Genomic DNA, 18,575 nt, shown 5'->3' with positions numbered 1-18,575 from the left:
TACCCTTATGAGCATCAGATGATTTATCCGAGAACGCGGAGTTCGCATACTCGACGAGCGCACAAGCGCCAGAGGGAGAATCGTGCAGATGTTGCTCACGCCTACGTCCGTCCCGCCCATCCCAGCATCCCGAACACTGTCGGTGCGCAACGCTCGCGAGCCATCGCTCATCTGGGTGCATACCGGATCTGCCGTGGTACGAGCTACAGCCCAGGAGTACCGACTCCGTGCGGGGCAAGGAGTATGGATGCCAGCGGGCATCTCTTTCACCGTAAAAGTCAACGCTGCCTCAGTCGCTTTTCCTATCTTTCCGGCTACAGAAAGCAGCTCTCCGAACCCCGGCCGCCCGTTGCGCATCGAACTCGATCAGGACTGGTCTGAGTGGCTGGTCTACCAGTTCGCACGGAGCATAGGCTATCTCCGGGGCGCGACCTCGGACGCCAGCCTGCTCGACCTTGTCGCCGGTTCTCACCATGCCCCCCAGGTCGCGGAGACTCAGTCCGTACCGCTGCCACCGATGCCCTCGTCGCCTGAAGCCTCCGCGATTGCACATTCTCTGCTCCAGCGACCTGGCGACCCCAGTGATACAGCCGAACACGCACGCTCAGTCGCCCTCGGGATCCGCACCCTGCAGCAACAGTTCACCGAAGAGACAGGCCTCCCATTTGCACGATGGCGCACAGCCGTTCGCGTAGCCGCTGCCGCAACACTCTTAGACAGCGGTCATGAAGTCGGCGAGGCAGCGCGGCAGGTCGGGTTCTCAACTCCCGCCGGATTCACCAAAGCGTTCCGTGCCAGAACCGGTATGACGCCCCGCCAATACAAGATGAAACGGGCACCGCATGCCCATCACGACCAAAGCACCCTCATGAGTTTCGGGAAGCAGATACTGTCTCAACGACAACCGCAGACGGAGCAAGTGGAAGCATCGCCGCCGCCGATCCCCGCAGCGCAGACGTGGAACCGCATCAATGACTTCCACGTCCTCGTATGGGTCTATCGAGGCTCGGCACGCGTAACAGTCGGCGATCACACACGACGGCTGACACGCGGAGACGCCATCTGGCTTCCCGCAGGCGTCCGCAACAGCATCACGCTTCCACGCGGCTCGCTGATCCTTCCCCTCGGATCTCGTCACAGTTCCCCGGCCATAGAGTTGCCCTCCAAACTCGTCCAACGGTTCCCCGACGCTGCCGAGCCGTACCTACTGCACGCCCTCATTTCGAATTACACGCTTCTTCGCCCCGAAGAGCACGACCCGAATCGAATCACGCGCCTGTTTCTCCAACGCGCCTCGCTCGCTCGATCCGAAACCGCCCACGCCCTGTCAGGAACAACAGCCGTCCAGAAGATCATCAACACGGTGCGTCACAACCCTGCGGATAGACGAACCCTCAGCCTGTGGGCAGAAGAACTCGACTCCAGCACACCCGCGCTCGGGCGCGACTTCCTCGCAGCCACGGGTCAGACCTACACCGTGTGGAGATCAGAGGTTCGCATGACTGTGGCGCGCCAGTACCTCGAGGAGGGAATGGGTGTCGCCCAAGTATCCCGGAAGCTCGGTTACGCCCACCGGTCAGCATTCGCAGCAGTTTTCACCCGATCGCATGGCATGTCACCACGCGACTATCAACAGCGCGGATGGCAACACACCAAGGAGCCTCTGATCGTCCGATAGCTCGTGGCGTGCACACCTACCAGGCATGACGGTGCCGATCAGGGTCGTGACCGGCGTGCGAACCGGCGGCGATAGAACCTGCATGCTGCGCTCAGGCGCCTCGACCGTCGACGGCACGCGCTCTGTGCCGCCGCACCGCGGCGCGATTCGCGCAGCGTACCGAGCAGTAGCGCTGCCGCCCGTTGCGGGTCACATCGACGACCACTGCCTCGCAGGGGTCCCCGGGATCCTCGCCCGCAGCGCAGCGCGCGAGTCGGTGCATGCCGCGGGTCGTCAGGTGCAGGGCGGTGCCCACGCTGATGACGGCGAAGAGCACTTGGGGGAGCGAGGTCGCGTCGTCGTCGCGGTAGTGGAGGTGCCACCCCTCGTCGTGGTGGTCGGTGAGACGCGGGTAGGCGGCTGCCCGGGCCATGTGGTCGTTGAGGATGCGGGCGCGGCTGCGGGGATCAGGGGCGTCGACGACGGTCAGCCAGTCGTCGATGACCCGGCGCACGCGCCGATGGTCGCCGGGCTCCTCGGGGAACTCCACGGTCATGCCCACCTCGCGCGCTCGGACCACGATGCCCTCACGGTCGTCGGGCCAATCGTTGGCAAGCGATGCGGCCAGGAGCACGGCGTATTCGCCGTAAGGGTTGAGATGCATAAGGGCATTACATCACAGTGGGAGCATGTTCAACACGACAAGCCATCCTGAACGACGAATCGCGTCAGTGCCCCGGCCTCACGAACACGGCTGGCGGAAAGAGTCTCGACACGCGACATCGATGGGCTGCGTGCTGTATGTGCGCTGCAGCGCGTGCGGCGTCAGAAGAGTCGATATCCAGGAGCGGCCCGACGAGCCGCCCGCGGGCATCACGGCAGAGCTCTGACCCTCGAGAGGGGGTTCGCCTGCATGGCCCGCGCTTCTCATGCGAAACCAGCCTTTCGGCGGGAAACCTCAGCGCATCACGCCGACCGTGGCATCGCAGCCTCGATCGCCGCGATGATGCCGGGGTCGTCTGGCTCGACCTGCGGCCGGAACCGCCGCACCGCCCCGTCGGGGGCGACCAGGAACTTCTCGAAATTCCACTTGACCCGCCCGCGCTTCCCGTCGTCATCGGGCACCTCGTGCAGCAACGCGTAGAGCGGGTGCTTGTTCCGCCCGTTCACCCGCACCTTCTCCATGAGCGGGAAGGTCACCCCGTAGCTCGTCGAGCAGAAGGTCTTGATCTCGTCGGCCGTGCCGGGTTCCTGATTCAGGAACTGGTTGCACGGGAACCCGAGGACCGTGAAGCCGCGATCCGCGTACCGCCGCTGCAGCTCCTCGAGTTTGGCGTACTGGGGCGTCAGCCCGCAGCGCGACGCGACGTTCACGACGAGCACGGCACGATCCGCGTACTCCGCGAGCGAGGTGGGTTCGCCGTCGATCGTGGTCAGGGGTACGTCGCGGATGTCCATACATCCAGCCTACGCCCGCTACGCTCATCATGCCGGCGCCTCGAGGCCGTCGAGGCACGAGGGGTATCGTCCCACGGAATGATTCGGGATCGCCCCGTGTTGAGGACTCCGTCCGAGCATGCGGTCGCACCCGCGGCCGCCGAGACAAAGGAGGACCACCGGAATGACCACCGATCCGCAGGCCGAGCACATCGGGGCCGCAGCGCTCAAGAGCGCCTTCCGCGAGCACCCCGCGGGCGTCGCCCTCATCACGGCGCAGACTCCCGAGGGCCCCGTCGGTCTCACGGCATCGAGCGTCGCATCGGTCGGGATCGATCCCGCAGCGCTCTCATTCTCGGTCACCCGCGCGACGGGCAGCGCCGGCGGCATCCTCGCAGCCGACACGTATCTCGTGCACCTGCTCGATGCGCGGCACGCGGCGATCGGCGCCGCCTTCGCGGTCTCCGGCTCCGAGCGCTTCACACCCGAGCAGGGCTGGACGACGCTGCCCACCGGCGAGCCGCATCTGCCGAGCACGCGCGTCGCACTGCGCTGCCGCACCCTGCACTCGCTCGGCGTCGGAGCCTCGGTCGTCGTGGTCGCCGAGGTGCTCGACGCCGTGTTCGGCGAGTCGGCGGATCCGATGGTGTATCTCGACCGCGCGTTCCGCACGCTCGCGCCCGTGGAATAGGGGGCCGCCCGCGCTACTCCACGACCGAGATGCCGACCGTGTTGAGGCCCTTGGCCTTGTCGCGACGCTCCACCGAGTTGCTGAGCAGCACGAGGCTCAGGCCGACCGCGGCCAGCACCACGCCGACCCAGCCGGGCGCCAGGTAGCCGAGGCCGGCCGCGATCACCACGCCGCCCAACCAGGCACCGAGACTGTTGCCGACGTTGAACGCGGCGTGGTTGATCGCGGCGCCGAGCAGCGCGGCCTCGTCCGAGATGCGGACCAGGCGGGACTGGATCGAGGGGATCAGCAGCGACGAGGTGACACCGAGCATGAACACGCAGACGAAGAGCCCGACCGGATGCCAGGCGAACTGGGTGTAGAGCACGAGCGCGACGATGAAAGCGCCGAAGCCCCAGGTGACCGTGCGGCGGGGGCTGCGGTCGGTGGCCCACCCGCCCAGCACGTTGCCGATCGTCATGCCGATCCCGAGGCAGGCGAGCACCCATGGCACAGTGCTCGGAGCGAAGCCGGTCTCGCGTGTGGTGACCTCGGCGATGTAGGAGTAGACCGCGAAGAACCCGCCGAAGCCCACCGAACCGACCGCGATCATCACCCAGATTCGGGGATTGCGCAGCGCAGAGAGCTCGCGCATCGGGCTGCGCTCCGGATTTCCCGGGTAGCGCGGCAGAGCGGCGAACGAGAGCACCAGGGTCGTCGCGAAGATCAGCGCGACGAGCGCGTAGGCGGAGCGCCATCCGAACAGCTGACCCATCCAGGTCGCGAGCGGCACGCCCACCACATTGGCGATGGTGAGGCCCGAGAGGGCGAGCGCGATCCCGCGGCCCTGATTGCCCGGCCCCATGATGCGGGCGGCGAGCAGCGATACCACGCCGAAGTAGGCGCCGTGCGGCAGGGCCGCGATGAACCGGAAAAGCGCGAGTGACCCGAAGCTCGGCATGCAGGCGGACGCCACGGTGCCGACGATGAAGAGGCCCAGCAGCCAGAACACGAGCCGCGTCTGCGACATGCGCGCCGCCAGCACCGCGAAGGTGGGAGCGCCGACCACCACGCCGAGCGCGTAGGCCGTGATCAGCATGCCGGCCTGAGCGATCATCCGGTCGGGCTCCTGGTCGAAGCCCGGGATCAGGTCGCTCGCGATGTCGGGCAGCAGCCCCATCGTGGCGAACTCGGTCACGCCGATGCCGAAACCGCCGAACGCGAGCGCGAAGAGCGCGACGGCGCGGCGGAGCGGGGAGAGGGAGGGGACGCTCACCAGCCGCGTGCGAGCCAGGCGTCGAGATCCGGCATCTCCGCCGCCACCGTCGTGCGCTCACCGTGCCCGGGGCGCGCGACCGTCTCCTCCGGCAGGGTGAAGAGCCGCGTGCGGATCGACTCGACGATCTGCTCGAAGCTCGAGTAGTCCCACCTGGTCGCCCCGGGGCCGCCCTGAAACAGGGTGTCCCCGGAGAAGACCGTGCCGAGCGCCGGCGCGATGAAGCAGACCGATCCGGGCGTGTGGCCCGGCGTGTGCGCGACGGCGATCTCGACGCCCGCCACGAGGAAGTCGGCTCCATCGGCGAGTTCGAAGTCGGGGAGCGTCTCACCGTGGGTGTCCCGCCAGAGGAAGAGGTCCGCTGGGTGCAGGTACACGTGAGTGTCGAGCATCCGCGCGGCCTCCACCGCGGCGTTCACGTGATCCTCGTGCCCGTGGGTGAGCAGGATCCCCAGGGTCTCGCGATCGCCCACCCCGCTCACGATCGCTTCGGCGTCGTGCGAGGCGTCGATCACCAGTGCCTGCTCATCGTCGCCGACGATCCAGATGTTGTTCTCGAGCTCGACCCCCTCCGCGGGGTACCCGGGGCGACCCGCGCCGACCAGGCCGCGGGTCACCACCCGGTCGATCCGTGCTTCCGACATGATCTCTCCCGTTCTCAGCCGCGGGTCACAACGACGGGGCAGGGCAGCGCCTGCAGCACGCCGTGGCTCACCGAGCCGAGCAACAGGCGCGAAATGCCGCCGCGGCCACGGCTGCCGACGACGAGCATCTCCGCGCCCTCGGCGGCCTGCACGAGCGCCGCGACCGGAGGCGACTGCACGATCTCGCGACGGATCTCGAGATCGGGGTAGCGGTCGGCCAGACCGGCCGTGCCGATCGCGATTGCCTCCTCGGCCGCTGAGCGCTGGGACTCGACCAGCTCCTCGCTCCACAGGTACTCGAGGCCGGGCGTGAGCGGCGGCATCCACGCGTACACCGCGATGAGAGGCGAACCCCTGAACGACGCCGCCTCGGCGGCGACCGCGATCGCCCGCTTCGAGGCCTCCGACCCGTCGACGCCGACGACGACGCCGCGCTTCGGCTCCGCCGATGCGGTGGCGGGGATCACGGCTACCGGGCAGTGAGCCGTCGCGGCGACCTTGACCGCGCGCGTGCCGAAGAACGAACCGGCGAACCGGCTGCCGTTGTGGGCGCCGAGGATCAGCAGGTCGGCGCGCTTCGACGCCTCCTCGACCTCCGCGATCGGATGCCCGACCACCGCGGTGCCCGAGATCTTGCCCTCGAACCCGAGGCTGCGGGCGTACTCCATCTCGGCCTGCAGCATCTGCTCGGACGCCTGCTGGGCCTCCGAGAGGAACGCGACGCTCTCGGAGAGGAAGGAGTCGTCGGCGACGTGCAGCAGCTCCACCTCGGCTCCGCGCTCGGTCGCTCGGTCGAGACCCCAGGCGAGCGCGGCCCGGCTCTGCTCGGATCCGTCTACTCCGATGAGATACTTCGCTGACATCTTCGTTCCTTTCTCTCGGGTTCCGCTGCGGGCCCGGTATCAGGCCTCGCGCGCCGGAAGGTGCGCGGGATGGTTGCCCGCCAGCTGCTCGATGATGCGCACCACCTGGCAGCTGTACCCGTATTCGTTGTCGTACCAGACGTACAGCACGGCGCTGTCGCCCGTCACGATCGTCGCGAGCCCGTCGACGATGCCGGCCCGGTTCGAGCCGACGAAATCGTTCGAGACGACCTCGGGCGACTCGACGAAGTCGATCTGGGTGCGCAGCGCGCCGGTGAGGGAGACCTCCTCGAGGAAGGCGTTGATCTCCTCGCGTGTGGTCTCCTGCTCGAGCTGGAGGTTGAGCACGGCCATCGACACGTCGGGGGTGGGCACGCGGATCGCGTTACCGGTGAGCTTGCCCTCGAACTCGGGGAGCGCCTTCGACACGGCCTTCGCCGCACCGGTCTCGGTGAGCACCATGTTGAGGGCGGCGGAGCGGCCCCGGCGGTCGCCCTTGTGGAAGTTGTCGATGAGGTTCTGGTCGTTGGTGTACGAGTGCACCGTCTCGACGTGCCCGCGCTTCACGCCGAAGCGGTCGTTCACGACCTTGAGCACCGGCGTGATCGCGTTGGTGGTGCACGACGCCGCGCTGAGGATGGTGTGCTCAGGGGTGATCTTGTCGTTGTTGACCCCGTAGACCACGTTCAGCATGTCGCCCTTGCCCGGTGCGGTCAGCAGCACACGGGAGATGCCCTTGTTCTGCAGGTGCTGGCCGAGGCCCTCGGCGTCGCGCCATCGGCCGGTGTTGTCGACGAGAATCGCGTTCTCGATCCCGTACTCGGTGTAGTCGACGCTGGCGGGGTCGTTCGCGTAGATGACCTGGATGCGCACGCCGTTCGCGAGGATCGCGTTCTCATCCTCGAGCACCTTGATCGTGCCCTTGAACGGACCGTGCACCGAGTCGCGGCGCAGCAGGCTGGCCCGCTTCACGAGATCGTTCTCGGACCCCTTGCGCACCACGATGGCCCGGAGGTTGAGGCCGTTGCCGCTGCCCGAGTGATCGATGATGATGCGGGCGAGCAGACGCCCGATGCGCCCGAAGCCGTAGAGCACCACGTCGGTGCCCTCGCCGCGCGGAGCGCCGATCGCCGGAGCGAGCTCCTCGCGGAGGTAGGCCTCGAGGTCATCGCCGCCCGAGGCGCGGAATCCGTTCGCGAGCAGCGCGAGGTCGACCGAGACGGGGCCGGGCTGGATCCTCGCGAGCGCCTCGACGATGGCCGAGGTCTCGGTCAGGGGAAGCTCGACGTCGTCGATCTTGTGGGCGTAGTAGTGAGCACGGATGATGTCGATCGGGGAGCGGCCCACCAGGCTTCGTCCGTGAACGGACATGACCACGTCGTGGTCGCGGTAGAGCTGGCCGATCAGCGGGATCATCCGCTCTGCGAGTTCCTGCTTCGCCTTCCAAGCCTCGAGGTGAGCATCAGCACGCTGAATCATGTGAACGGAGGGTTCCTTTCAACACTGTCATGAAGAGAATTCGGCCTGCCCGCCGGGGACGCTTGTTCGTCATGTCAAGTATCCCACGGCGGCGCCTGAATGACGCCGTGTGACACCCTGATTTCCGGTTAGGCTCGCGATCCCGCACTCTTGAACCCGTACCTGCCGCGCCCGGAGCGGCATCGTCTCGACTCGCACACCGATCATGAGGAGCATCATGACTTTCAGGAAGCGCGGCGTCCTCGCCGCCTCGATCACCGCCCTCGCGCTCACCGCTACCGCCGCGCTCGCGGGCTGCTCGGCCTCCGACGACTCGGGGGAGAGCTCCGACGCGGCGGCGGAGACCGTCCGCATCGGCGTCGTCGGCGCCAGCGATCCCTACTGGGAGACCTTCACCGAGGCCGCGGCGGCGGAGGGGATCGAGGTCGAGCTCCAAGATTTCACCGACTACAACCAGCCGAACCCGGCGCTCAGCGAGGGCGAGCTCGACCTCAACCAGTTCCAGCACATCCAGTACCTGGCCGATTACAACGTCTCGAACGACGACGATCTCATCGCCATCGGCTCGACCGCGATCTACCCGCTCGGCGTGTTCTCGACCAAGCACGACAAGCTCGAGGACATCCCCGAGGGCGGCACCGTCGCGATCCCCTCCGATCCCAGCAACCGCGCACGCGCGCTCAACGTGCTGCAGGCCGCCGGTCTCATCGAGCTCGCCGACGGCGGCAGCCTGTTCTCGACGCCCGACGACATCGACGCCGGCGCCTCCCAGGTCGAGGTCACCGAGATGGACGCCTCCTTCACCGCGACCTCGCTCTCCGACGTCGACGCGGCCGTGGTCAACAACGACTTCGTCACCGATGCCGGCCTGAAGTTCGACGAGGCCCTGTACCAGGACGATCCTGAGGACGAGGGCGCGAAGTACTTCATCAACATCTTCGCGGCGAAGGCCGAGGACAAGGACAACGAGACCTACAAGAAGCTCGTCGAGATCTACCAGACCAATGAGGATGTGCAGGCCGGCGTCTTCGAGAACTCGGGCGACAGCGCGATCATGCTGAACACCCCGGTGTCGGAGCTGCAGGAGATCTTGACCGACGCCGAAGAGCAGGTCCGCGAGAACAAGTAGCCGTCGACCCGCGCGAGCGGCGCCGGCAGCGCATAGGATCGGGGCGTTCGGTTTTCCGAGCGCCCCGATCCGCATCTGCGGCGCCCGGGGCGCGGCGCCGGGCAGAATGCAGCAAGCAGGAGGGAGACCGCGTATGACGCGCGTCCAGATGATCGGCGTCTCGAAGCGGTATCCGGGCCGCGGCAAGGCCGCCGCCCCGGTGGTCGCGGTCGACGACGTCTCGATCGATGTCGCCTCCGGCGAGATCCACGCCATCATCGGCTACTCGGGAGCGGGCAAGAGCACGCTGCTGCGGCTGGTGAACGGTCTCGAGCAGGCGAGCTCGGGCCGCATCCTCGTGGGCGACGACGAGATCACCAGCCTGCCCGAGTCGAAGCTGCGGGCGGTGCGCGGCGGCATCGGCATGATCTTCCAGCAGTTCAATCTCTTCCACTCCAAGCGCGTCTCGAAGAACATCGAGTACCCGCTCGTGGTCGCGGGGATGTCGCCGGGCGAGCGCAAGCGCCGCGCGGCGGAACTGCTCGACTTCGTCGGCCTCGGCGACAAGGCCGACGCCTACACCGACCAGCTCTCGGGCGGGCAGAAGCAGCGCGTCGGCATCGCCCGCGCGCTCGCCACGAACCCCGGCGTGCTGCTCGCCGACGAGGCGACGAGCGCCCTCGATCCGCAGACCTCTCAGGAGGTGCTCGCGCTGCTGAAGCGCGTCAACGAGGAATTCGGGATCACGATCATCCTCATCACGCACGAGATGGAGGTCGTGCGCGAGATCGCGGATCGCGTCACGGTCATGGACGGCGGCAGGGCCGTCGAGCAGGGCGACGTGTTCGAGGTGTTCTCGAACCCGCAGAGCGCGACCACGAGGCGCTTCGTCTCGACCGCGCTGCCGACGGAGCCCGAGGCCGAGCACCTCGAGCAGCTGCGCGAGCGCCACCGCGGCAGGCTCGTGACCCTGACGTTCCGCGACGGCGACGTGGACCAACCCGTCGTGTTCCGAACCCTCGCCGAGCGCGGCGTCGGCGTGAGCATCGTGCACGGCGGAGTCACCGACGTGGGCGGCCGGAGCTTCGGCAAGCTCACGCTCGAACTCATCGGAGACGATCTGCGCGTCGAGCACGCGATCGCGGCGCTCGCGCAGGAGACCGACCTGGAGGTGCTGGCCTGATGCCCGCATCGATCATCCTCGCGGAGAACGGCAAGATCGACGACCTCTTCAAGCTCTTCGAGAACGGGAGCTTCCTCGAAGCGACCCTGGAGACCCTGCAGTACGTGGTGGTCGCGATGGCCGTCGGCGGCATCCTCGGCCTCGTCATCGGGACGGCGCTGACGGTCACGCGCTCCGGTGGGATCCTGGCCAACCGACCGGTGTTCTGGGTGCTGAACTTCCTCGTGAACTTCTTCCGCCCGATCCCGTTCGTGATCCTGCTCGCCGCGATCCAGCCGCTCGGGCGCCTGATCGTCGGCACCGGCATCGGCGACCGCTTCCTCATCTTCGTGCTCTCGTTCGCCGCGACGTTCGGGATCGCGCGACTCGTCGAGCAGAACCTGCTCACGGTGCCACCGGGGGTCATCGAGGCCTCGCGCGCCATGGGGGCCGGCCCCCTCCGCACGATCCTCACGGTGCTGATCCCCGAGGGGCTCGGCCCCCTCGTGCTCGGCTACACCTTCGCCTTCATCGCGGTGGTGGACATGACCGCGATGGCCGGCGTCATCGGCAGCGGCGGCCTCGGAAACCTCGCGCTGCAGTACGGCTACCGGCAGTTCAACCCGTGGATCACCTGGTCGGCCGTGCTCGTCATCATCGTCATCGTGCAGCTCGTGCAGCTGCTCGGCAACGTGTTCGCCCGCAAACTGCTTCGGAGGTAGCCCGTGTCACCCGCCCCCTCTCAGACCCTCGCCGATCTGCAGCGGGTCGCAGAAGAGCTCTGGCCCGCCGCGACCGCGGAGGGGTGGGACCGCGTCGGACTCGTCTCCGGCGCGAGCGATGCGCCCCTGCACCGCGTACTGCTCGCCGTCGACGCGGTGGGCGCGACGGTCGACGAGGCCCTCGAGCGGGGCGCCGACGCGCTGCTCACGCATCACCCGCTGCTGCTGCGCGGCATCCACACCGTCGCGGAGGACACCTCGAAGGGGGCGCTGCTCGCGAAGCTGATCCGCGGCGGCTGCGCGCTGCTCGCCGCGCACACCAACGCCGACCAGCCCGAGGGCGGGGTGTCGGCGGTGATCGCCGAGCGCCTGGGGCTCCGCTCGGCCGAGGCGATCGCGCCCGCCGAGGGGCCGAGACCCGGCGAGGTGTTCGGTATCGGGCGCGTCGGCGACCTCGAGTCCCCGATCGCGCTCCGCGAGTTCGCGGAGCGCGTCGCCGCGATCCTGCCCCGCACGGCGAGCGGCGTTCGCGTCGCCGGCGATCCCGAGCGCCCGATCTCTCGAGTCGCCCTGCTCGGCGGCGCCGGCGACAGCCTGCTCGACCATCCGACCGTGCGCGCGGCCGACGTGTACCTCACCTCGGATCTGCGGCACCACCCCGCGCAGGAGTCGCTCGAGCAGTCTCTCGCGGCCGGCGGCCCTGCGCTCGTCGACGTCGCGCACTGGGCGAGCGAGTCGCTGTGGCTCGAGGGGGCGGCCGAGCTGCTCTCGGAGCGGCTGCCCGGCGTCGAGTTCCGCGTGAGCGGGATCCGCACCGATCCCTGGAGCTTCACGGTCGGCGCGGACCGACCGACTGCGTGAACGGCACCCCGCGCCCCGATAGGCTGGACCCATGAAAGCCAGCCCTCGCCAGCAGCAGCTGCTGCTCGACCTGCAAGACCGCGACAACACGATCGCCCGGCTTCGCCGCAAGCGCAGCACGCTGCCCGAGCGCGCCGAGCTCGACGGCCTGACCGGCGAGGCGGAGCAGGCCAAGGCTCGCTTCATGGCCGCGCAGCGCGAACTCGACGCGCAGAACGCCGAGATCGCGCGCGTCGAAGCCGACGTGCAGATGGTGAGCCAGCGCCGCGCGCGCGACGAGCAGTTGCTCGCCGCCAGCACGTCGTCGAAGGAGGCGCAGGCGCTGCAGAACGAGCTCGACACGCTCACCCGCCGTAAGGGCGAGCTCGAGGATCGCGAGCTCGAGCTCATGGAGGTGCAGGAGCGCGCACAGGCGGAGTTCTCGGAGGCTCAGCAGGTGCTCGCCGGCGTCGATGAGCGCCGCGCCGCCATCAGGGCGAAGATCATGGAGGCCGAGCAGCGTCTGGACCGCGAGATCGCGTCGAACAGCGAGGAGCGGGCCGGTCTCGCGGCCGAGCTGCAGCGGGACCTGCTCGACCTGTACGAGGAGCTGCGGGGCCGCATCGGGATCGGCGCCGCGCGCCTGCGCGGGAGCGTCTCGGAGGCGAGCAACATGTCGCTCACGCCGGCCGAGCTCAGCGAGATCCGTGCCGCCGCACCCGACGAGCTGGTGTTCTGCCCGGGCACCGGCGCCATCCTGGTGCGCGTCGAGGGGGAGTAGCGGCGTGCCCGGGACCGGCGGCGGCTCCGCGTGATCGCCGAAGGGCGTAGACTGGACGACGGAATGGGCCGGCGGACGGTCGCGTCGCGGCACTTCGGTGCACGCGCCGAGGAACGTCCGGGCTGCACAGAGGAGGACGGTGGGTAACACCCACCCGGGGCGACCCGCGAGAAAGTGCAACAGAGAGCAGACCAGCCTCCCGGCAGAGCCGGGATGGTCCGGGTGAAAGGGTGGTGTAAGAGACCACCGGCGTTCGTGGCGACACGGGCGGCCAGGCAAACCTCGTCCGCAGCAAGGTCAGACAGCAGACGTCGACGCTCCTCGCCGAGTCTGCGGGTAGACCGCTAGAGGGTACTGGCAACAGTGCCCCGAGATAGATGACCGTCACCGGCCGGTTCGCCGGCCGGCACAGAACCCGGCGTACAGCCGGCCCATTCCCTCCGCCCCGCCGCCGGCTCAACCTCAGTACGGGTACCCGTGCTCGACGAGGAAGGCGCCTCCCGATACGAGCGCGTAGACCAGGAACGTGGCGGCGATCCACGGGCACGCCCACCGGCTCGTCTGATACTCGCCGCGTCGCAGCGCGGGCAGCATCAGCAGCAGGCCGCTCACCTGCACGATCGCGAGCACGACGTACGACCAGTCCTCGAAGATCCATGCCAGCGGGGCGAAGTGCAGGGCGACGCAGAGTCCGATCCACCACCCGTACCATCGTGTCTGATCGCGTCTCGCGAGCACGATGCAGCCGCCCCCGATGACCACGGCCTCGGCGAGCACGATCAGGCCGAACACCCAGTAGCGTCCGTCGAGCGCGGTCGGAGCCGACCAGTTGCGCCACACGAGGATCCCGAAGGCGATCGCTGTCAGGATCCCGATCACCGAGCCGGCTCCCAGCCAGCCGCGGAGCCGCGGCTTCGGGTCCTCCTGCGACCAACCCGAACCAGCCGGCGGCCATGACTGCCAGCCACGCGATCGCGAACGCCTGGTCCCTCAGGAACTCCGTGAACATGATGCCCTCCTCGTCTCCTCCGCCGAGCCGTTGGTCAGATACTGACACAGGGGCCCGGGAATCCCTCGCAGCCTCTTGCTTCTCCTTGACGGGCGACCGCGGCCGATCTACCGTCAAAGTACACACCGCGGGGACGGCGGCGCGCCGCGGCTCAGCGGGCTTCGAGGCCGGAGGAGGGATCGAATGGGTCTTCTCACGTTCAGCATCAACGTCACCCTGGACGGCTGCGTGGATCATCAGGAGGGCATCGCCGACGACGAGACGCATGCCCACTTCACCCGTCTCATGGACGAGGCCGGAGCGATGCTGTGGGGCCGCACCACCTACGAGATGATGGAGAGCTACTGGCCGGCGGTCGCCCGCGGCGAGGTCGAGGCGCCGGCGGCGGAGCGCGACTGGGCGCTGGCGCTCGAGGCCAAGCAGAAGTACGTGGTGTCATCGACGCGGAGGGACTTCCCCTGGACCAACAGTCACCATCTCACGGGTGACCTGCGCACAGCGGTGCGGGAGCTCAAGGACCGGACGCCCGCGGGGGTGCTCGTCGGCAGTGGAAAGCTCGCGACGGCGCTCGACCGGCTGGATCTCATCGACGAGTACAGCTTCCTCGTGCACCCCGCGATCGCCGGCCACGGCCCGACCCTGTACCAGGACGGCCTGCCCGGCACTCGTCGCCTCGAGCTGATCTCGTCGACACCGCTCAGCAACGGCGCTGTCGTCATGCACTATCGTCGGGCCGAACAGGGATGAGCGCTCCGCGAGCGATGACGAGGGGCTCCGCACCGAAGCCGTCGAGGGCGGCCCTCCGGCCTCTCCGCTATAGTCGATCAGGATGAAGAATCTGAAGCGCTGGGCGGTGGTGCTCGTCGTACTCGCGGTGCTCGGCGGCGTTCTCGAGCTCTCGCTGCGCGCGGTGATCCCCTCGGCGATCGAGGGTGGCGCACGGCTCGCGCTGCGTGTCCCGCAGACGGAGGCGGTCACCGTGGACACCGAGGGCTCGATGCTCTTGAACGCTCTGCGCTGGCGCATCTCCGATGTCACCGTCACCGCCGACGGCGTGCCCCTCGCCGAGGATGTGACGGCGAGGGCGACGCTTGAGGTAGGCTCGATGCCGTTGTTCCCGGCGTTCGGCAAGCTCAGAGACGGCACAGCCTCCTTCGCCGTACCGCCCGAGCAGCTCGACGGCATGGTGCGGATCGTGAGCCGCGGTCTCGCGGACTGGGGAGAGATGCGCGACGGCGAGCTCGTCGGCGGGGGAGTGCTCACCGATCAGCAGTTCGACCTGCCCTACAGCCCCGCGTTCGAGATTCCCTACGAGGGGGCCGTGGGCCTCGGCGTCGAGGCGGGTGAGATCGTGGTGACCCCGAGCGACGTGATCGTGCAGGATCAGGGGCCCGTCGGAGCCTTCCTGGCGGGGGCGATGAGCGAGCCCCGGAGCATCTGCTTCGCCGACCGCCTGCCCGCCGGCGTCACGCTCACCGGAATCGAGGTGCGCCCCTCGGGCGAGGTCATCATGCAGTCGGCCCTATCGGAGAGGTTGCTCTCGAGCCCCAAGGAACGGTTCCGCGGCACCTGCCAGTAGGTGCAGCGGTGCCACCGAGCGATCCCGCTCCTCACCGCCGCCCTCCGGTCGGCGGCGCGTCGTCGGCATCGGGGGTGAAGATCTGCTCGATGGGAAGGGAGAAGGTCGCGGCGATGCGGAAGGCGAGCGGCAGCGAGGGATCGTAGCGGCCGGTCTCGAGGGCGTTCACGGTCTGGCGCGAGACCCCCAGCGCTTCGGCGAACTGCACCTGAGTCCAGCCCCGCTCCGTGCGCAGGCGCCGCACCTCGTTCTTCACCGATCGACCCGAAGGGCCAGCACGATCGCGGCGATGCCCCAGGCGGACATCCCGCCCGAGAAGACGATCCACTCCGGCATCGGCACGTCGAGACCGCCGATCCGGAGCATGCCCACGGTGACCGCGACGAGCATGGCGCCCCCGAAGCCCGCGGCGAGACTCTTCACCAGCAGCTGCCGCTGCATCTCATCGATCCTGCGGAGATGCCCGAGCAGCGCGACGACGATCCAGAGCAGCGGGAGGATCGGCAGCACCGCTAACGCGACCGCAAGCGGCGTGCCGCGTTCGGCGTCGAGCACCTGGCTGAGCACGAGCAGCAGCACGTACAGCACCATCGCGGCGCCGAACTGCCGGTTGTACCTTCGTCCGGTGCGCACCTCGGCCTCGGTGCGCCTCTCGGAGGCTTCTCTTCTGGTCATGACAGCGCCTTTCCGGGGTTGCGGAGCATGTCCCTGCCGCTCATCGCAGTGCCGCCTCAGTCCGACACGGTGAGCAGCTCGAACCCGTCCTCGCGCACCACGATCGTGTGCTCGAACTGCGCAGTGATGCTCTTGTCGCGCGTGGTGACCGTCCAGCCGTCATCCCACTGATCCCACTCGTGCGAGCCCAGCGTCAGCATCGGCTCGACGGTGAACACCATGTTCGGCTTGATCACATCCCCGTAGGCCGGAGCGGAGTCGTAGTGCGGGATGATGAGCCCCGAGTGGAAAGAAGCGCCGACCCCGTGACCGGTGAAGTCGCGCACGACCCCGTATCCGAAGCGCTTGGCGTACGTCTCGATCACGCGGCCGATCACGTTGACCTGGCGGCCCGGCTTCGCGGCCTTGATGCCCCGCATCATCGCCTCGTGCGTGCGCTCGATGAGCAGGTCGACGTCTTCCGGGACTCGCCCCACCCGGAACGTGCGATTGGTGTCTCCGTGGAAGCCGTCGAGGTAGGCGGTGATATCGACGTTCACGAGATCCCCGTCGCGGAGAACGGTGTCGTCGGGAATCCCGTGGCAGATGACCTCGTTCACGGAGGTGCACGACGAGGCGCGGTAGCCGCGGTAGCCGAGCGTCGACGGGTAGGCGCCCTGAGAGACGACGAACTCATGCGCCACCCGATCGAGCTCCGCCGTCGTCACGCCGGGGCGCACCGCCTCCCCGACAGCGTCGAGCGCGCGAGAGGCGATCCGTCCCGCCGCTCTGATGCGACCGATCTCGTCTTCGGAGTAGGTGTTGTCGCCCGTATAGGCGGGAGGCACCGCGAGACCGACGTAGGGCGGCCGTGCGATGTGCTGGGGGACGGTTCGCGGCGGGGGAACCGAGCCCGGAATCAAATGTCCGTGTGCGTCGAAGGGCATACCTCTAGTCTATGAAGGGAGAGACCCACGACACAGGGAGGCTGCAATGAGCAAGCGCGACTGGGGAGTCGAAGACTCCGAGGAGACGTACTGGTACAACACCCGCACCGGGCAGGTCGAGGAGGGCCCCCAGTCGCTCGGCATCGACCGCATCGGGCCGTTCAAGACCCGCGAGGAGGCGGCGAACGGACCCGCCAAGCTGCAGGAGCGCGCGAAGGAGTGGGCCGAGGAGGAGGCTCAGGAGGATTCCTGAGCATGCGCCGTGCTCCTGCGCGCACGGCGCGCAGGAGCAGCCGCCCGCCCCGAGCCGCTTCCGCGGAAACGACCGCTGAAACACGAATGTCACAGGGGCGCGCTAGTCTGGCAATAATCGTCAACTGAGCGAACGGAGCCGGTGTGAGCAAGCAGCGCGATTTTGTTCTTCGCACCATCGAAGAGCGGGGCGTGAAATTCGTGCGCCTGTGGTTCAGCGACGTCTCCGGCACGTTGAAATCCGTGGCGCTCGCACCGGCAGAGGTCGAGGGCGCGTTCAGCGAGGGCATCGGCTTCGACGGCTCCGCGATCGAGGGACTGACTCGCGCGTACGAGTCGGATCTGCTCGCAGTGCCGGATCCCTCCACCTTCCAGCTGCTGCCGTGGCGCAGCATGTCTGCGCCCACAGCTCGCATGTTCTGCGATATCCGCACTCCCAACGACGAGCCCGCGGTCGCGGATCCCCGCAACGTACTGAAGCGCACGCTCGCGCAGGCCGCAGAGCAGGGATTCACGTTCTACACGCACCCCGAGATCGAGTTCTACCTGCTGAAGTCGGCGCAGTACGGGCCGGAGGGGCCCGTACCGGTCGACCGCGCCGGGTACTTCGATAATGTTCCGGGGGGCACGGCGCACGATTTCCGGCGCGAGAGCGTGGCCATGCTCGAAGAGCTCGGAATCTCCGTCGAGTTCAGCCACCACGAAGCCGGCCCCGGCCAGAACGAGATCGACCTGCGCTACGCGGACGCGCTCACGACGGCCGACAACATCATGACGTTCCGCACGGTCGTGAAGGAGGTGGCGATCGCTCAGGGTGTGCACGCCACCTTCATGCCGAAGCCCCTCGTCGGCCATCCGGGTTCCGGCATGCACACGCACCTCTCGCTGTTCGAGGGCGACACCAACGCCTTCTACGATCCGGCCGCCCGCTACCAGCTCTCGCAGACGGGGCGTCGCTTCGTCGCCGGCCTGCTGCGTCACGCGCCCGAGATCACGGCGGTCACCAACCAGTACATCAACTCGTACAAGCGGCTCTGGGGCGGTGACGAGGCACCGTCGTTCGTGAGTTGGGGCCACAACAACCGCTCGGCGCTCGTGCGCGTACCCATGTACAAGCCGGGCAAGGGCGGCGCGGCGCGCGTCGAGTACCGCGGCATGGACAGCGCGGTGAACCCCTACCTCGGCTTCTCGGTGCTGCTCGCCGCCGGCCTCAAGGGCATCCGCGACGAGTACGAGCTGCCGCCCGAGGCCGAGAACAACGTGTGGGCGCTGAGCGACGGCGAGCGGCGAGCTATGGGATTCGATCCGCTGCCCACGAGCCTCGACCACGCGCTCGCAGTCATGGAACGCTCCGAGCTTGTCGCAGAGACGCTCGGTGAACAGGTCTTCGCGTACTTCATCCGTGACAAGCGACGCGAGGTCAGCGAGTACCGGGCACAGGTCACCCCCTACGAGCTCGGCTCGATGCTCGACACGATCTGAGAGAGGCCGGACG

General features: G+C 68.2%; 21 protein-coding genes and 1 other RNA gene. 12 read left to right on the top strand and 10 right to left on the bottom strand.

Features of this window, described 5'->3' with window-relative positions; translation table 11 throughout:
• The first annotated feature begins 247 nt into the window (after nt 1–247).
• Nucleotides 248–1,678 carry a helix-turn-helix domain-containing protein gene (locus tag AC0KXF_RS01095; protein WP_473107444.1) on the top strand — a complete coding sequence of 477 codons (1,431 nt, stop codon included), beginning with the start codon at nt 248–250 and terminating at the stop codon, nt 1,676–1,678.
• Between the two features lie 91 nt (nt 1,679–1,769).
• Here the strand turns inward: AC0KXF_RS01095 and AC0KXF_RS01090 are convergent, their stop codons facing one another.
• Nucleotides 1,770–2,321 (bottom strand): CGNR zinc finger domain-containing protein, encoded by a 552-nt coding sequence (locus AC0KXF_RS01090; RefSeq protein ID WP_473107443.1) that lies wholly within the window; start codon nt 2,319–2,321, stop codon nt 1,770–1,772.
• A gap of 302 nt (nt 2,322–2,623) precedes the next feature.
• A complete protein-coding gene (locus AC0KXF_RS01085; protein ID WP_473107442.1) occupies nt 2,624–3,115 on the bottom strand; it encodes a glutathione peroxidase in 492 nt (163 codons plus the stop codon).
• A 163-nt stretch (nt 3,116–3,278) separates the two neighbouring features.
• Between AC0KXF_RS01085 and AC0KXF_RS01080 the strand changes: the two genes are divergently transcribed.
• On the top strand, nt 3,279–3,785 hold the full coding sequence (locus AC0KXF_RS01080) for a flavin reductase family protein (RefSeq protein ID WP_473107441.1): 507 nt from the start codon (nt 3,279–3,281) through the stop codon (nt 3,783–3,785).
• 13 nt (nt 3,786–3,798) lie between these two features.
• Here AC0KXF_RS01080 and AC0KXF_RS01075 read toward each other — a convergent pair whose 3' ends face one another.
• From AC0KXF_RS01075 to AC0KXF_RS01060, 4 genes are read right to left on the bottom strand one after another with little or no spacing between them, the layout of a single operon-like run.
• Nucleotides 3,799–5,040 carry an MFS transporter gene (locus AC0KXF_RS01075; protein WP_473107440.1) on the bottom strand — a complete coding sequence of 414 codons (1,242 nt, stop codon included), beginning with the start codon at nt 5,038–5,040 and terminating at the stop codon, nt 3,799–3,801.
• Nucleotides 5,037–5,684: an MBL fold metallo-hydrolase gene (locus AC0KXF_RS01070; protein ID WP_473107439.1), complete on the bottom strand. Its 648-nt coding sequence runs from the start codon at nt 5,682–5,684 to the stop codon at nt 5,037–5,039. Before AC0KXF_RS01070 ends, AC0KXF_RS01075 begins: the two co-directional genes overlap by 4 nt.
• Before the next feature lie 14 nt (nt 5,685–5,698).
• Complete coding sequence (locus AC0KXF_RS01065; protein ID WP_473107438.1) at nt 5,699–6,547, bottom strand: universal stress protein; 849 nt, start codon at nt 6,545–6,547, stop codon at nt 5,699–5,701.
• Nucleotides 6,548–6,586: 39 nt separating this feature from the next.
• Nucleotides 6,587–8,026 (bottom strand): glyceraldehyde-3-phosphate dehydrogenase, encoded by a 1,440-nt coding sequence (locus AC0KXF_RS01060; protein ID WP_473107437.1) that lies wholly within the window; start codon nt 8,024–8,026, stop codon nt 6,587–6,589.
• 217 nt (nt 8,027–8,243) lie between these two features.
• Here AC0KXF_RS01060 and AC0KXF_RS01055 point away from each other — a divergent pair, with 217 nt between their 5' ends.
• The 6 genes from AC0KXF_RS01055 (at nt 8,244) to rnpB (ending at nt 13,078) form a co-directional block, all read left to right on the top strand.
• Nucleotides 8,244–9,155 carry a MetQ/NlpA family ABC transporter substrate-binding protein gene (locus tag AC0KXF_RS01055; RefSeq protein WP_473107436.1) on the top strand — a complete coding sequence of 304 codons (912 nt, stop codon included), beginning with the start codon at nt 8,244–8,246 and terminating at the stop codon, nt 9,153–9,155.
• 133 nt (nt 9,156–9,288) lie between these two features.
• Nucleotides 9,289–10,317 (top strand): methionine ABC transporter ATP-binding protein, encoded by a 1,029-nt coding sequence (locus tag AC0KXF_RS01050; RefSeq protein ID WP_473107435.1) that lies wholly within the window; start codon nt 9,289–9,291, stop codon nt 10,315–10,317.
• On the top strand, nt 10,317–11,018 hold the full coding sequence (locus AC0KXF_RS01045) for a methionine ABC transporter permease (RefSeq protein WP_473107434.1): 702 nt from the start codon (nt 10,317–10,319) through the stop codon (nt 11,016–11,018). The genes AC0KXF_RS01050 and AC0KXF_RS01045 overlap by 1 nt, the downstream gene beginning before the upstream one ends.
• A gap of 3 nt (nt 11,019–11,021) precedes the next feature.
• Nucleotides 11,022–11,879 carry a Nif3-like dinuclear metal center hexameric protein gene (locus AC0KXF_RS01040; protein WP_473107433.1) on the top strand — a complete coding sequence of 286 codons (858 nt, stop codon included), beginning with the start codon at nt 11,022–11,024 and terminating at the stop codon, nt 11,877–11,879.
• A 31-nt stretch (nt 11,880–11,910) separates the two neighbouring features.
• Nucleotides 11,911–12,639 (top strand): zinc ribbon domain-containing protein, encoded by a 729-nt coding sequence (locus AC0KXF_RS01035; RefSeq protein WP_473107432.1) that lies wholly within the window; start codon nt 11,911–11,913, stop codon nt 12,637–12,639.
• Between the two features lie 63 nt (nt 12,640–12,702).
• Nucleotides 12,703–13,078: RNase P RNA component class A (gene rnpB / locus AC0KXF_RS01030), an RNA gene on the top strand.
• A 23-nt stretch (nt 13,079–13,101) separates the two neighbouring features.
• Here the strand turns inward: rnpB and AC0KXF_RS01025 are convergent.
• Nucleotides 13,102–13,518 carry a hypothetical protein gene (locus AC0KXF_RS01025; protein ID WP_473107431.1) on the bottom strand — a complete coding sequence of 139 codons (417 nt, stop codon included), beginning with the start codon at nt 13,516–13,518 and terminating at the stop codon, nt 13,102–13,104.
• A 313-nt stretch (nt 13,519–13,831) separates the two neighbouring features.
• Between AC0KXF_RS01025 and AC0KXF_RS01020 the strand changes: the two genes are divergently transcribed.
• Both AC0KXF_RS01020 and AC0KXF_RS01015 read left to right on the top strand, forming a co-directional pair.
• Nucleotides 13,832–14,395 (top strand): dihydrofolate reductase family protein, encoded by a 564-nt coding sequence (locus AC0KXF_RS01020; protein WP_473107430.1) that lies wholly within the window; start codon nt 13,832–13,834, stop codon nt 14,393–14,395.
• A gap of 82 nt (nt 14,396–14,477) precedes the next feature.
• Complete coding sequence (locus tag AC0KXF_RS01015) at nt 14,478–15,227, top strand: hypothetical protein (RefSeq protein ID WP_473107429.1); 750 nt, start codon at nt 14,478–14,480, stop codon at nt 15,225–15,227.
• Between the two features lie 31 nt (nt 15,228–15,258).
• Here the strand turns inward: AC0KXF_RS01015 and AC0KXF_RS01010 are convergent, their stop codons facing one another.
• Genes AC0KXF_RS01010 through map form a run of 3 tightly spaced genes read right to left on the bottom strand, consistent with a single transcriptional unit; the run spans nt 15,259 to nt 16,828 of the window.
• Nucleotides 15,259–15,483, bottom strand: a complete 225-nt coding sequence (locus AC0KXF_RS01010) for a helix-turn-helix transcriptional regulator (RefSeq protein WP_223043956.1) — start codon at nt 15,481–15,483, stop codon at nt 15,259–15,261.
• The gene (locus AC0KXF_RS01005; protein WP_473107428.1) at nt 15,480–15,902 is read right to left on the bottom strand and encodes a hypothetical protein; all 423 of its coding nucleotides are present in this window, start codon (nt 15,900–15,902) and stop codon (nt 15,480–15,482) included. The genes AC0KXF_RS01010 and AC0KXF_RS01005 overlap by 4 nt, the downstream gene beginning before the upstream one ends.
• Before the next feature lie 56 nt (nt 15,903–15,958).
• The gene (gene map / locus AC0KXF_RS01000; RefSeq protein ID WP_473107427.1) at nt 15,959–16,828 is read right to left on the bottom strand and encodes a type I methionyl aminopeptidase; all 870 of its coding nucleotides are present in this window, start codon (nt 16,826–16,828) and stop codon (nt 15,959–15,961) included.
• 46 nt (nt 16,829–16,874) lie between these two features.
• Here map and AC0KXF_RS00995 point away from each other — a divergent pair, with 46 nt between their 5' ends.
• Nucleotides 16,875–17,081 (top strand): methionine aminopeptidase, encoded by a 207-nt coding sequence (locus tag AC0KXF_RS00995; RefSeq protein WP_473107426.1) that lies wholly within the window; start codon nt 16,875–16,877, stop codon nt 17,079–17,081.
• A gap of 143 nt (nt 17,082–17,224) precedes the next feature.
• Nucleotides 17,225–18,562, top strand: a complete 1,338-nt coding sequence (glnA, locus tag AC0KXF_RS00990; protein WP_223043952.1) for a type I glutamate--ammonia ligase — start codon at nt 17,225–17,227, stop codon at nt 18,560–18,562.
• Nucleotides 18,563–18,575 lie beyond the last annotated feature (13 nt).

The organism is Leucobacter holotrichiae (assembly GCF_055791005.1).
The sequence above is the reverse complement of the archived record's forward strand: the minus strand, read 5'-3'. Positions and strand labels throughout refer to the sequence as shown.